Raw genomic sequence first — 13925 nt, 5'->3', positions numbered from 1 at the left:
TTAATAACGCTCAACCCGACGTACAATCCAATCGCCAATCAGTTGAACAGCAAAAACCATAATTAAAATGATGATCATCGCGGTAAAAGTAATGTCGTTTTCAAACCGAGCATACCCGATATTAATGGCAACATCTCCTAAACCACCAGAGCCAATCGCACCCGCCATAGTAGTCAGACCAATCAGACTAATGATTGTCACAATGGATACCCGAATAATGTCAGCCAACCCCTCACGTAAATAAATGCGGAAAATGATTTCGGTGGGGCTGGACCCCATTGACTCAGCCGCCTCAATTACCCCATGGTCAACGTCCAGTAACGCATTTTGAACCTGCCGTGCGTAAAACGGAAAGATACCGAAAATCAACGGTACCAATGAGGCAGTAGTACCAACAGTGGTGCCAACTAAAAACTTTGTCAGGGGTGAAATAACTGCCAGCAAAATAATAAATGGAATCGACCGTAACAGATTGACCACCTTGTCCAAAACGGAGTAAGTTACCTTGTCTTCTAATATTCCTCCCGGTTGGGTAATCACCAGCAAGACGCCGAACAGCAGACCCAACACGGCCGAAATCACCGCCGAGGCCAGCGTCATATAGATGGTTTCCCAAGTAGCTTGAACAAATTGGCCCTTCATCGCCATCACATTTGGCATAATTGCGTTCATCGACCATCACCTCCTTGCAGCGTCTCGTTTGTTAAAATTCTGGTTTTAACACCCTCTGGCCGAAGCATCTCGATTGCATCATTGAAAACGTCCAAATCACCAGTAATTATTGCAATCATGTAGCCAACGTTCTCGCCATCGATTTGGTCGATATTAGCAAACAGAATATTGACGTCCACCCCATATTTTTGTGAGAATTCGGAAACCACCCCTTGTTTGGTGGAATTACCAATAAAGTTGAAATACATTAGCTCTTGGTTGGCTGCAAAGTCGCTGATCTGAATGGTACTGGTGATCCGCTCGATTGCTTCTTTAACGTTCGTTGATGTTTCCACAAAGTCGTTCGTCAATTTCTGCTGCGGTTCCGTGAAGACCTTGGCGACCGAACCGCGTTCAATAATTTCACCGGCATCCATAACTGCCACGTTATGGCAAATTGTTTTGATTACCTGCATCTCATGGGTGATCAGCACGATCGTTAACCCCAAGTCCTGATTTAATTGCTTGAGCAAAGTTAAAATCGATTTGGTCGTCTTAGGATCCAGCGCACTAGTCGCTTCATCAGAAATCAGAATCTCAGGGTCACTCGCTAACGCTCGTGCAATAGCAACTCGCTGCTTTTGGCCGCCAGATAACCGACTGGGATAGGTTTCGGCATATTCACTGAGTCCCACCAACTTCAGCAACCGCTGCGCTTTTTCCCGACGCTCCCGCTTACTGATCTTCGTCCCCAGCAACGGATATTCAACGTTTCCCTGAACGGTTCGTGATTTCATCAAGTTAAAATGTTGGAAGATCATGCTAACTTTCTTACGTGCCTGCCGTAGTTCAACTGGCTTTAGTTGCTGAATTTCTTGATGATTAACAATCACTTTACCCCCGGTTGGTTTTTGCAGCAGGTTGATGACCCGGACCAGCGTACTTTTACCGGCTCCCGAATAACCGATGATGCCGTAGATGTCCCCCCGCTTGATCTGCAAATCAACGTGTTTAACAGCTTCTATCGCCTGGTCACTGTTGTGAAAGGTCACCGAAATATCTTTCAATTCAATTGCATTTGCCACTTGCTCACTCATCAGCCTGTCTCTCCTCAGTCATGCTTGGAATAAAAAAATCGTCCCTTTATTTATGTCTAAATAAAAGGACGATTTTATCGTGCTACCACCTTAGTTCGAATACCCCTCGCGGGAATATTCCTCATTGGGTACTGACTAACGGCGATTCAGTACTTGCTGTCAGCGCATACCCTAACTCTATAACGGGAGTTCCCGCTGCTACCTAGCTCAAGGGTTCAGCAACAGAGCGATTATCAAGACCATCTTCAGCTAACCGTTGACATCACCTTTCACCACTGGGTGACTCTCTATGGACAACGCAGAACTTACTCATCTTGTCGCTTGCTTCGTATTAACAACTGGTGAATATTATGCCGCGCGCATAATTACGTGTCAAGGAAAAATTAGTATTTTTTAATTTTATTTCTCATTAAAATACAGATTTGTTACCATATAAATCCCAATATAAAAGCATTCTGAACATCTTCAAATTTTAAACGATTTAATTCTCATAATCTAAAGCTAGCTAACAACATTAATTCAAGATTTAATTCTTGACTATATGTCGTTAACGACTTATTATATTAATTGTCGTTATCGACATAGCAAATTAAGAAGAGGTATTCAAAATGGCAAAAACGTTTAAAACACTGGACGACTTTTTAGGGACTCACTTTATCTACACTTATGATAATGGTTGGGAATATGAATGGTATGCTAAAAATGATCACACCGTGGATTATCGAATTCATGGTGGCATGGTTGCAGGTCGTTGGGTAACTGGTCAAGAGGCCAACATTGTGATGCTGACTGACGGTATCTATAAAGTTGACTGGACTGAGCCAACCGGCACCGATGTTGCACTGGTTTTCCTGCCTAATGAGGGCAAGATGCACGGCACCATCTTCTTCCCAAAGTGGGTTCAAGATCATCCAGAAATTACGGTGACTTATCAAAATGACCACATTGACCTAATGGAGGAATCACGCGAGAAGTATGACACTTACCCCAAGATGGTCGTGCCAGAATTTGCTAAAATCACCTATGTAGGCGATGCAGGTCAGAACAATGAAGATGTCATTTCGGAAGCACCCTACGATGGTATTGTCGATGACATCCGTGAAGGTCGCTACTTCGATGCTAATTACAAGCGTGTGAAGAAGTAGCCAAGTGCATTTACCCCCGTTTCAATTCATGGCATAATAAGGATAATAAGTGATATTGGAGCGTTCGATATGCCGAAGAGAAGAACTTTACCTTACATTTTGTTGGGGTTGATTCATAGTAATCAACAGATGACGGGCTACCAAATGATGCAGGAATTCAAACATGAGATCAGTGACTTTTGGACGGCATCGCATAGTCAAATTTATCCTGAGCTGCAACGAATGGCTGATGACGGCTGGATCAGGCCACTAGCATTAGGTAAAAAAGTGGCTTCCAAGCGAAATCAGACTTATTACCAAGTAACTACAACTGGTGAACAGGTGTTAACCGAGTGGCTCGAAACACCCTTAACTGCTAATGATGACGAACTTTTCCCCCTAAAGCTATTTTTCATTGATGATCAAAATAGCAAACTCTTGCCGCCATTGATCAGTCGCCAGCTCGAATTAAGCACTGAACGGCGCAACTATTTGCGTCACCGAATGACGACGGTATTTCCAAATCAAACCGCCATTCAAGCTCATTACGGTCATTACCTAACTCTAAGCCGTGGTATTGAACGGGAAAGCAACTATGTGAGTTGGCTGAAAAAATTAGATGCAGAAATGAAAAGATGACTGCCAGATTGGCACTCATCTTTTTTTAGATCTTGTTAAATTAGTCTACTTGGAAAATTGGCCATTATTACGATTATGACTCTTCAGTTGCAATTAAACGCCCCTTAACTTTTCTTTTTTAAGCAGGTGGGAGTCAATGAGGGTTGGAATCCCATCCTCAGTGATTCACGCTTAATTTTCACTTAATCATCCAAGCAAATATATGTCTTGGCATAAGTCAAATTTAGGAGCTACGATAAAAGAAGAAAAGAGAGCGAAAGTGAATACGGTCTCCATGCAGAACCGTTCCAGACGCTGGCGTTATAGGTTATAAAATAACCGTCAACTGGCCAAAGTTGAGACGGTTATTTTTTTGCCTATCTCGTCTTCAACTTTCAAAATGTAAAAAAATTTTTTATTTAGCTTACATTCATGTTTTCATCCTCCGTCTCATCATGCTAAACTAATGAAGAACGAGGTAGATAATGTGAAAAATACGTTAAAGGAACGCTGGGTTGGTCTAGTTATTGGTCTGTTTGCCAACGCATTCGGCAATGGGCTTTCCGTTGCTGGCAACATGGGAAGTGGCCTGTGGACCGCCTCAGCAGTAAATCTAAATAATTGGACAGGGGTCAGTCTCGGACTACTCTTGTTTTTTATTGGCGTGATCAACGCAATCACAAACCAGGTGCTGATCCACCACTTTGATGGCAAGCGATTGGTAGGTGAAATTGTCTACGTGGCTTTTTTTGGCACCATCGTTCAATATTCCGCGCAGCTCTTTGAAGCATTAGGCGTCGGTCGAACACCCGTCATAATGCGCTTGATTTTCAGTTGTCTTGGGATCGTTTTGTTTTGCATAGGCATTTCGCTTTATCAGCGGGCAAATATCATCATGCATCCAAACGACGATACTACTAATATTTTGCGGTTTCTATATCTCAAGGGCAACGCCACCGCTTCGCAATTGCTGGACTTTGTGCCGCCAGCAGTCGTCATTATTATCACGTTTTTTGCTACGAAACAAATCTTATCAGTTAACCTGGCGACACTATTCTCAATTTTCGGTAATGGCATCTTAATTGCCACCTCTGATCAATGGATCTGGCCACATTTGACACATAACTTCAGAGCTAAACCAGTTCACGGGTAATAAAAAAAGAACTGCTAGTAGAAATTTTCAGTCTGCCGGCAGTTCTTTTTAATTAGATACTTACATTTACAATTTTAAAGATATTACATAGGGTACAAATCCAGTTGAGAAATACGTCAATCAATTTCCTGGGAAATCTGCTCCTTAAGTTAATTTTCAACTAAATCACGTCGCCGATATAAAAAGTAGCCAACTAAAATCAGTCCTAGGCTCAGCACTGTCAGCCATCCCACCTGAGCCCACTGAACATTTCTTAGTGGTACCCGATTGATCCAGCCGAACGGTGTCAATCTCCGCGTCCATTCTGGAAAATCCAATAATCCACCTAAATAAATGGAGAGCAGCGCGTAGATGGGGATTACCCACGCAATCTGTTGATAACGGCCGAGCAACCCCAACAAAACAGCCACAATGCCAATTACTACTAGATTCGCCGGCAGAAAGCCCCAGAAGACACGCAAAATTCGGCTGATTGCAAATGCCTGCCACGTCCCCTGACTGCCAACGGCCATGCCAAGAGTCCCAGCCAACAACGACAGTAAACTACCAACTATTCCAACTAACGTATAGGCAACAAATATATGCCATCTCGAAATGCCACGGGCATGAATTGACTCTAGCCAACCCTTTTGTTCATCACTGTTTAGCCGTAGCATTGTCGATATCGCTGGGACACTTGCTCCAATCGCCATTATTACTGCCATCATCGCTGCAAACTGCAAAGTTGCGGTTCGGCCAGCAGAAGCTGCTGCTGCCGGTCCAATAATTTTAGCCACCATTGGACTGTTATGAATCATGTCGCCAATTGTATCGAACAACGTGCCCATGCTAAGCCCAAAAACAGCTAACCCAACGATCCACGCAATTAGGCTGGTCTTCTCCAGTCGAAAAATTAAACTAATGGGACCCATCAGGAATCCATTGGCTCTACGGTGGCCGAGACGGTCAGGCAATAATCCTGAACCGAGATCTCTTTTTGCACTGATTAAAAAGGTAATTGTTAACATCACCAGTGCTAGACCCAGCATGTAGATGACAGGCATCAGTCGATTATGGCCATACGGGTCAACTTTTTCCAACCAGCCAAAAACGGTCCACCAAGTGTATTTAACATTTCTAACATCCGTTAGCGCTCTAGCAACGTACAAGATTCCTAGCAAGCCGTAGCTCATCGTTGTCGCACCCCGCGCATTACTGGCAAACTGAGCCAACAGAAGGGAAAGTGACCCAAACATCATCCCAAGAACAGCTATGCCAATGCTAAAAAGCCAATTGCCCGCAGTGTCGCTACCCTTCATATTAATGAACTGTAATGTGAACCCAGATAGCAAAACCACCAGCCCATTTACCAGCAATAATTCGAAAACTGTGGCTAGTAATGAACTCTGGCGGCCAACACTGTGTGCACGGATCATCTCCAAAACACCATTGTCTTCTTGAGTACGCGTATTCCGAACAGCAAAGAAAATATTCATCATTGCAGACACTAGTCCTGTAAAAACAACCATGGAGGCAGCAAAGATAACTGCAGTACTGGCTGTGGCCCCAGAAAGGGGAACAAATAATGCGGCCATGGATGGTGTTTGTAAGGCCGTTACCAACGAGTTAGTTTGTGCGGCGTCACCACTGAGACCGACGATTTTCTCAGCTCCAGCCGCGATGAGGCCAATAATACCCAATAACCAGATCAGAATGGCAAAACGGTCACGACGTAAAAACATCTTGGTCAAGTAGCCAGTTTGTGCAACACGATCACTTTGCCTCATGGCTATCATCCCCCTCGGCATGATCGTAGTACCGCATAAAGAGGTCTTCTAAAGTTGGTGGCATGGACTGCAATGCCTCAATCCCCTGCTGTGCGAGCACCACCATTACGTGGTTTAGCTCGGAGGTGTCAACGGCAAAGGTCGCTTTATTGAGTGTTTCTGGAATCGGGGTAAAACCATGAATCCCAGCTAAAATCTTGACTGGATCTAAAGAGTGTTGCGTCTGCACCGTAATTTGCGTACGTGTCAATTGCCGCATCTCATTAAGCGTGCCAGTCTCCACGATTTCTCCTGCCCGAACAATCCCGATTCGATCACACATGCGCTCCACTTCAGACAAAATATGGCTCGAAAGAAGCACGCTTTTCCCCTGTTTCTTCAGCTCTAACACGTGGCTTTGAAAAAGTTCTTCCATTAACGGGTCTAATCCACTGGTCGGCTCATCAAAAATGTATAACTCCGCTTCAGTAGACAGAGCGGCAATTAAGGCCACCTTTTGCCGATTACCCTTTGAATAGGTACGGGCCTTTTTTCGCGGGTCAAGTTCGAACGCCTTGATTAATTCGTCAGTCCGAGCTGAATGATGTTGGTGATTGAGCTTCAGTAAAAAGTCAATGATTTCACCACCCGTCAAGTTCGGCCATAGATAAACGTCACCGGGAACATATGCAATCCGTTCATGAATCTGTACGGCCTGCTGCCAAACATCCTTTCCAAAAATTGTTGCTGAACCACCGTTAGCTTTCAAAATCCCCAGTAAAATACGGATTGTGGTTGATTTTCCCGAACCATTAGGACCAATGAAGCCAAAGACTTCGCCTGGGTTGACATCAAAGGAAATATTTCTTAACGCCTGAAAATTTCCAAATTTCTTCTCCAGTTGCTTAATATGGATAACCGACTGAGCCATGATCTTCCCCTCCCAAAAAGTCGGATTAGCGGTGTCGTTCAATACTTAACCGATGTTTCATCCAAAGTATAGATTTGGCTGTCTACCCAGTCAACGACTATTTAATTTGACGCTTGTAAACGGCCACACTGATGGCATTTCTGGGGTTTTTGAAAAGCCTGAACGCATTAAAGACTTACCCTACCCAATAGCTCGAAATGTTTGACTAATAGCGCACTCAACAAGTTATAATAACCTCATCGTCAACTTTCGAGGAGGCATTGAAATGACTATTCCAACGATTTTATTAAATGACGGTCACCAGCTACCCATGCTTGGCCTAGGAACTTTTCAGATTCAGGGTGCTGCGGGCATTGAGCAGATCCTATCCGCAATCGGCGATGGGTATCGTTCACTCGATACCGCTACTGATTATGACAATGAAGGGATCGTCGGTAAAGCTGTTAGACTTAGCGGTCTGCCCCGTAGCCATTTTTTTATCACTACGAAATTACCCGGGAAATATCACCAGTATGACTTGGCACTAGCAGCCATTGAAGAATCGCTAGCACGCATGGGACTTGAATACTTTGATATGTTACTGATCCACTGGCCTAATCCTAAGCGTGATCAATACGTTGATGCTTGGAAAGCAATGATCACCGCCCAAAAACTAGGCTTGATTCATACCATTGGTGTCTCAAACTTCACGGCCGAACACCTAGACCGTCTAATTAATGCAACCGGGGTAACACCGGCAGTTAATCAGGTTGAAATGCATCCGTACTGGATCAACGATGCCGTGCTGCACGCTGACCAAGAACGAGGAATCGTCACGGAAGCCTGGAGTCCGCTTGGACGTGGCAGCGACTCACTCAAAGAACCAGTGATCTTAGAATTAGCCAAAAAATACCATCAAAATGCTGGCCAAATTATTCTGCGCTGGCACACACAACGAGGTGTGGTCCCAATTCCTAAGTCCAGCAGTCTGATCCATCAGCGCCAGAATCTTGAGATCTTCGATTTTAGACTAACGCCTGAAGAACTTGCGTCAATCAGTGCACTTACAAAACCAAATGGACGAATCGAAGGCTTGGATCCCAATGAATACGAAGAGCCAAAATAAGTCACCACGGGTAAAACTGGATTTTTCATCCACCCAATTCTCTGCATCCAGCTTGACTTACAGTCAGCTCTAAAAGTTATAATGAATGAGTTAACAGTGCAAGGAGGTTAAAAAATGACTATACCATACACAATCTTAAACGACGGTCACAAACTACCTATGTTGGGTTTTGGTACCTTTCAAATTCGCGGTGGCCATGGGGTCGACCAAATACTTTCGGCAATCAGCGACGGTTATCGTTCATTAGACAGTGCCACAAACTACGACAATGAGGGTATCGTTGGCAAAGCAATTCGCCAGAGTGGCATCCCACGTTCGCAATTCTTTGTGACCTCAAAGCTGCCTGGAAAGTACCATCAATATGATGATGCGTTAAATGCGATCGAAGAGTCCTTGGCGCGTATGGGACTGGAATATTTCGACCTTTTCTTGATCCACTGGCCACTGCCCAAACGTGACCATTACGTTGAGGCGTGGCAGGCAATGATCACCGCACAAAAATTAGGTCTGATCCATTCGATCGGTGTTTCAAACTTTCTACCAGAACACTTAGACCGCTTGATCAAGGAAACTGGTGTTACTCCAGCCGTTAACCAGATTGAAGTCCATCCGTACTGGAATAACGAAGCTGGCCTGAAGGCGGATTCTGACCGTGGTATCGTGACGGAAGCCTGGAGTCCACTAGGCCGTGGCAGTAAAGCACTCCAGGAGCCAGCAATTAAAGAGCTAGCCGAAAAATATCAAAAGAACGCTGGTCAAATTATCCTGCGTTGGCACACCCAACGAGGTATCGTGCCAATTCCAAAGTCCAGCAGCTTAGTTCACCAGCGGCAAAATCTTGATATTTTCGATTTTCGTCTGACTCCAGAGGAAATCAAGATCATTAACGACCTGTCAAAACCTGATGGTCGAGTTGATGGTCAGGATCCAAATGAATATGAGGAGTTTGACTAGCTATCAAAATCTAAATTTTGCATCTCTGCTGACCGATTGTGCGCTGTAAGGCCTGAATATTACCTTTTTGGTAATAAGCAGCAGGCAAAAATCGCTTTTTTAAGCCTAATCCAGATTGTCTTTTATGCTTACAATCACCGCAATTAAATTGAGAACAAGTTATTGACATTTTAAATTGGATATTGTATGATACTGATAATTCAAAAAGGGGGTGATGCTTTGAGCAACGGAATATGTCTTGAAGCATCAGCTACGGAGCTTTCAGTTAACTAGCTGATACTTAAAGAGAGGGTCCTGCGAAATCTATTCGCAGGACTTTTTTGTTGCGCTAAAAAGGCGATTCTTTAATGAAATAGAATCGCCCTTTCTTATTCAATTTTTCTAGCTACAACCAATGACGTGAAACGGCGTCTAATGACAAGAATAACTCTGGATTTTAAAAAACATCACTACCATTACAGAAATCATTATCGACCCTCAACCTGGGTGCTCTGCAGTTCAGCATCAGTCACACTGTCTACATTAATCTCAGACGCAGTCGAGGTTTCCAACATATGCCAGTATACGATCAGTGAAACGAACGCGGCAAATGCAACGTAGTAGTAGAACAACGATTCCAAACCCGCAGAGCGTAACCATAGCGCCACATACTCGACAGTTCCACCGAAGATCGCGCAGGTTAGGCCATACGGAAAGCCGACCCCCAAAGCCCGAATCTCACTGGGGAAAAGTTCCGCTTTAACGATCGCGTTGACCGAAGTATAGCAAGAAACAATCACCAGCCCGCAAAGCATTAGTGCGAAGGCTGCCCATGCAGTGTGAACATGTGCCAATAATGAGAAAATCGGCACGGTGAATATTGTTCCACCGATACCAAAACACATCAGTAACGGTTTGCGGCCAATCTTATCAGAGATGTGCCCGAAGATTGGCTGGATGATCAACATGATCAATAGCGCAAAGAAGTTGATTACTGAAACTAACCGTGTGTTCAAACCAGTCGTCGTGATCATAAACTTCTGTAGATAAGTAGTGAAAGCATAAAAGCCAATCGTTCCGCCGAAAGTTAAGCCCATTACGGTAAAGAACTGTTTGGGGTACTTAGCCAGCAACGTCAAAGTACCTGCTTTGGCACTATTTTTATTTTTAGCTTTAAACTGATCTGACTCTTCCATGGAAAGACGTAACCAAAGGACACCAAGTGCACCAAACGCACCAACAACGAACGGAATTCGCCAGCCAAAGGCAAAGAGCTGCGCATTGGTCAGAACTTTTTGCAGGATGATTTGAACCAATAAAGCGAACAACTGACCAGAAATCAAAGTGACGTATTGAAATGAAGAATAGAATCCACGGCGCTTTGGCGAAGCCATTTCAGAAAGATACGTCGCTGAGGTCCCATATTCACCTCCCAGGGATAAGCCCTGAAACAGTCGTGTGACGACTAAAATAATTGGCGACCAAACGCCAATTGCCTTAAAACTTGGTGTCAAGGCAATGACCATGGAACCAGCGGCCATAATGGAAACCGACAACGTCAGTGATGCTCGTCGCCCCTTTCGATCAGCAAACCGCCCCATAACAAACGAACCAATTGGACGCATGAGAAAGCCCACCGCAAAAACCGCTGCGGTTGATAACAGTTCAGCCGTTTTGTTTTCAGCTGGGAAAAAAGCAGCGGAAAAGTAAATTGCAAACGATGCGTAGACATACCAGTCAAACCATTCAATCATGTTGCCTAACGAGCCCTTTAAGATATTGGCAGCAATTTGTCGCTCCGTTCGTTTTGTTGCGTGATCCATAAGCAAACCTCCTTGCACATATGCCACAAGACAAAATAATTAAAATTTGATTAGAGCCTATTCTAATCTAATTTGGTTAATCATGCAAGCAATGAATATAAATTTGATTTATTCATTTTGGTTAAACCCTTACTGCCAGTATCGAAAACGGTGTCAAAAATTTTTAAAATGAATATTTTCAGGACAAATTATGAGAATTGCAAAATGTTCGTGAAAATCCATTGAAACCCTTATAGATAGTGCTTATAATAGCTGTCAAAGCAATTGCACGAATAATAGTCTTTCTTAACAAATGATTATTCGCTCTTTTCAATTCTTTCATAATTCTTCAATAAAGTGAGGTGCTTTCATTATCCAAATGCTTAAACGAGTAGCGACCTAGTTCAGGCAGTTTTAAGACCGGCTACTTAGCTGCCTGACCCGTTGGTACACTTGCCCACCCCTATTCCACCTGACAGTGTGACCAGCTATCTTTGAATCAATAGATGTATCAAACGACTAAGCAGACGATTGATCAAGTCGACGTTCAAGGAACACAAAACAAAGGGAGAATAACAAAACATGACTCAGAAACAAAATGGTTTACTGTATGGACCAGACGATAAAGTACCAGTTGGACAAGCTGGTATTCTCGGTTTGCAACACGTTCTAGCAATGGACGTTTATGTTGCGCCGATCATCATGGCTGGTCTGCTGTCGATGTCCGTTGCACAAAAAACGGGCTTCCTGCAAGCCGCGTTCATCGCTTGTGGGATCGGTACGATTTTGCAGACACGTTTCTTTATGAAATTACCCGTGTCGCAAGGACCATCCTTCGTGCCTGTGGGCGCCGTGGCCGGAATTTATCTGGCCAATGGTGGCGCACATGGAGGAATGGCGACCGTTCTCGGTTCGCTAGTTGTTGGGTCATTTTTACTCATTGCACTCGGCCTTTCTGGCGTCTTTCAAAAGGTCATTAACAAACTGGTACCGGCAATCGTCGGGGGAACGATCATTACCTGTGTTGGTCTCTCACTACTGCCCGGTGCCCTCAACGATAACGTGTTTAAAGCATCTGGCAATGTTAATTCTAATATGATTATTGCTGGTATCACCGCTGTCGTCATGCTCATTGCAATTATTTTAAGCATTCGGATTCCGCAGCTCAAAAAGGTTTTAAAAGTCAGTTCAATTGTCATTGCACTGATTGCCGGCTCGATTGCTGCAACGTTAATGGGCCGCTTCGACTGGTCATCCGTCCAGTCCGCACCATGGTTTAGCCTACCGCAATTTACTTCACTGCATTACGGCCTGCATTTCTCATTACCAGCCATTCTCACCTTCGTGGTTATTTACCTCGTGCTCACAACCGAAACGACCGGCACCTGGTTTGCGATGAGTGCCGTTACGGGTGAAAAAATTTCCAATAAACAGTGGAATATGGGGATTATTGGTGAAGGTCTAAGTTGCTTGATTTCAGCACTCTTAGGTGCCACTCCAATGACCGGGTATTCCACTAACGCCGGAGTGGTTTCAATCACTGGTGTTGCCAGTAAACGGGTCTTCGTTTCAGCTGGTCTCTGGTTTGTTATCCTTGGATTTTGTGGAAAGCTTTCCGCATTCTTTGCGGCAGTACCAGCACCAGTAATCGGTGGCGTTTACTCCATCATTTGTGTCATCATCATGTTAAATGGTTTGAATGTCATTCGAAACCTCAGCACCAGCGAAAGTGCAATTTATATCATTGGTGTTCCAATCGTCTTGACCATGGCACTCGTTTTGATTCCTAGCAAAGTTGTCAATGAAGCACCACAGATGTTGCAATATCTTCTAGGCTCACCGATTACCATCGCTGCCATTAGTGCAATCATCCTGAACTTACTGATGTCTAGTACCAAAACACTGGCCAAAGAGCGAACAGATACAGCACAAGTAAACAGTGGCCGGTAAAGTATAAAAATGCACAATTGCCTTTGCAGCCTCTAATTAAAAATTAAGAAAGTGATGAATTTTACCCAAAATTCTGATGACATCATCATGTCATACAGTCAACATTTTGGGTAGTGTTCATCACTTTTTATGTTTTCTTTAAATCGAACGGTTTCTTAAGAGAAACTTTCCAGACGCCGTCGTCTCACTGATGCTAAAATATGGGTTGAATAACGGAGAGAAGGCGGCATTAGATGGGCTTTTGGATTATGCTATCGTCTGCACTATTGGGAACTGGAACAACTTACTACGCTTTAAAAATTACGCGAAGTCCCGGCCGCACGTGGCTATGCACGGTGATCGGCGTGGTTTTGATTGTCTTTGCGATTATTATCGCCACGCCACAGGGAGCTCAAGCTTTTTATTAAAATTGAAATGAGACTGATCATCGACTGGACTGATAGTTTAGACGTTGAATTAAGAACAAGACTAACTGACCCAAACTCTAAGGGCTTGGCATTGAAGTTGCTTACTGGGTTTGTCTAAAAAAATAAAGCTATACCAGCAAATTCCATTGTAGAAAACTGGTATGGCTTTTTTGGGTTTAAAGGGGTTCTATTTTTCTGGTAAAGATACCATCATAATCTACCGGTGCCGGCTTCAATCAACTTCCAAAAGTGAAAAACTAGTCTTGATGGAAAAGATAGTAGCCAAAACTTTCAAAAGGAAGCGGCAATAAACCCTGCAAAGTAACTAACGTGCAGAAATGCACGTGACTAACATACTCACGTCACCTATGCATTCGAGAAAAGTCATGAATATTTGACACCATCCAAT

At 43.9% G+C, this 13925-nt stretch carries 12 protein-coding genes; 7 read left to right on the top strand and 5 right to left on the bottom strand.

Annotated features, from left to right (window positions below; genetic code table 11):
• The gene (locus GM612_RS02895; RefSeq protein ID WP_155430875.1) at positions 1-672 is read right to left on the bottom strand and encodes a methionine ABC transporter permease; all 672 of its coding nucleotides are present in this window, start codon (positions 670-672) and stop codon (positions 1-3) included.
• Complete coding sequence (locus GM612_RS02890) at positions 669-1748, bottom strand: methionine ABC transporter ATP-binding protein (RefSeq protein WP_155430874.1); 1080 nt, start codon at positions 1746-1748, stop codon at positions 669-671. Before GM612_RS02890 ends, GM612_RS02895 begins: the two co-directional genes overlap by 4 nt.
• A 608-nt stretch (positions 1749-2356) precedes the next feature.
• Between GM612_RS02890 and GM612_RS02885 the strand changes: the two genes are divergently transcribed.
• The 3 genes from GM612_RS02885 (at position 2357) to GM612_RS02875 (ending at position 4643) form a co-directional block, all read left to right on the top strand.
• Complete coding sequence (locus GM612_RS02885; RefSeq protein ID WP_155430873.1) at positions 2357-2893, top strand: phenolic acid decarboxylase; 537 nt, start codon at positions 2357-2359, stop codon at positions 2891-2893.
• A 69-nt stretch (positions 2894-2962) separates the two neighbouring features.
• Positions 2963-3511, top strand: a complete 549-nt coding sequence (locus tag GM612_RS02880) for a PadR family transcriptional regulator (RefSeq protein WP_155430872.1) — start codon at positions 2963-2965, stop codon at positions 3509-3511.
• Between the two features lie 466 nt (positions 3512-3977).
• Positions 3978-4643 carry a DUF6198 family protein gene (locus GM612_RS02875; RefSeq protein ID WP_484592874.1) on the top strand — a complete coding sequence of 222 codons (666 nt, stop codon included), beginning with the start codon at positions 3978-3980 and terminating at the stop codon, positions 4641-4643.
• Between the two features lie 149 nt (positions 4644-4792).
• Here the strand turns inward: GM612_RS02875 and GM612_RS02870 are convergent, their stop codons facing one another.
• Both GM612_RS02870 and GM612_RS02865 read right to left on the bottom strand, forming a co-directional pair.
• Positions 4793-6409 (bottom strand): ABC transporter permease, encoded by a 1617-nt coding sequence (locus GM612_RS02870; protein ID WP_155430871.1) that lies wholly within the window; start codon positions 6407-6409, stop codon positions 4793-4795.
• Positions 6396-7319 (bottom strand): ABC transporter ATP-binding protein, encoded by a 924-nt coding sequence (locus GM612_RS02865; RefSeq protein ID WP_155430870.1) that lies wholly within the window; start codon positions 7317-7319, stop codon positions 6396-6398. The genes GM612_RS02870 and GM612_RS02865 overlap by 14 nt, the downstream gene beginning before the upstream one ends.
• A gap of 265 nt (positions 7320-7584) precedes the next feature.
• On the opposite strand from GM612_RS02865, the gene GM612_RS02860 reads away from it, so the two are divergent.
• Together GM612_RS02860 and GM612_RS02855 are read left to right on the top strand one after the other, a co-directional pair.
• The gene (locus GM612_RS02860) at positions 7585-8424 is read left to right on the top strand and encodes an aldo/keto reductase (protein WP_155430869.1); all 840 of its coding nucleotides are present in this window, start codon (positions 7585-7587) and stop codon (positions 8422-8424) included.
• Between the two features lie 114 nt (positions 8425-8538).
• On the top strand, positions 8539-9378 hold the full coding sequence (locus GM612_RS02855) for an aldo/keto reductase (RefSeq protein WP_155430868.1): 840 nt from the start codon (positions 8539-8541) through the stop codon (positions 9376-9378).
• 467 nt (positions 9379-9845) lie between these two features.
• Here GM612_RS02855 and GM612_RS02850 read toward each other — a convergent pair whose 3' ends face one another.
• On the bottom strand, positions 9846-11180 hold the full coding sequence (locus GM612_RS02850; RefSeq protein ID WP_155430867.1) for an MFS transporter: 1335 nt from the start codon (positions 11178-11180) through the stop codon (positions 9846-9848).
• 561 nt (positions 11181-11741) lie between these two features.
• Between GM612_RS02850 and GM612_RS02845 the strand changes: the two genes are divergently transcribed.
• Both GM612_RS02845 and GM612_RS02840 read left to right on the top strand, forming a co-directional pair.
• Positions 11742-13109, top strand: coding sequence for a uracil-xanthine permease family protein (locus tag GM612_RS02845; protein ID WP_155430866.1), 1368 nt, complete (start codon positions 11742-11744; stop codon positions 13107-13109).
• Positions 13110-13342: 233 nt separating this feature from the next.
• Positions 13343-13516 carry a hypothetical protein gene (locus tag GM612_RS02840; protein ID WP_155430865.1) on the top strand — a complete coding sequence of 58 codons (174 nt, stop codon included), beginning with the start codon at positions 13343-13345 and terminating at the stop codon, positions 13514-13516.
• The last annotated feature ends 409 nt before the right edge of the window (positions 13517-13925 follow it).

It is taken from the genome of Secundilactobacillus folii (assembly GCF_009720675.1).
GTDB lineage: Bacteria > Bacillota > Bacilli > Lactobacillales > Lactobacillaceae > Secundilactobacillus > Secundilactobacillus folii.
Note: the sequence above shows the minus strand (reverse complement) of the source record. Positions and strands in the feature narration are given on the sequence as shown.

Coding starts and splice junctions, on each gene's coding strand:
- GM612_RS02850 (WP_155430867.1), bottom strand. CDS start 11,180: ATGGATCACGCAACAAAACGAACGGAGCGACAAATTGCTGCCAATATC.
- GM612_RS02855 (WP_155430868.1), top strand. CDS start 8,539: ATGACTATACCATACACAATCTTAAACGACGGTCACAAACTACCTATG.
- GM612_RS02845 (WP_155430866.1), top strand. CDS start 11,742: ATGACTCAGAAACAAAATGGTTTACTGTATGGACCAGACGATAAAGTA.
- GM612_RS02870 (WP_155430871.1), bottom strand. CDS start 6,409: ATGAGGCAAAGTGATCGTGTTGCACAAACTGGCTACTTGACCAAGATG.
- GM612_RS02860 (WP_155430869.1), top strand. CDS start 7,585: ATGACTATTCCAACGATTTTATTAAATGACGGTCACCAGCTACCCATG.
- GM612_RS02880 (WP_155430872.1), top strand. CDS start 2,963: ATGCCGAAGAGAAGAACTTTACCTTACATTTTGTTGGGGTTGATTCAT.
- GM612_RS02895 (WP_155430875.1), bottom strand. CDS start 672: ATGAACGCAATTATGCCAAATGTGATGGCGATGAAGGGCCAATTTGTT.
- GM612_RS02885 (WP_155430873.1), top strand. CDS start 2,357: ATGGCAAAAACGTTTAAAACACTGGACGACTTTTTAGGGACTCACTTT.
- GM612_RS02840 (WP_155430865.1), top strand. CDS start 13,343: ATGGGCTTTTGGATTATGCTATCGTCTGCACTATTGGGAACTGGAACA.
- GM612_RS02865 (WP_155430870.1), bottom strand. CDS start 7,319: ATGGCTCAGTCGGTTATCCATATTAAGCAACTGGAGAAGAAATTTGGA.
- GM612_RS02890 (WP_155430874.1), bottom strand. CDS start 1,748: ATGAGTGAGCAAGTGGCAAATGCAATTGAATTGAAAGATATTTCGGTG.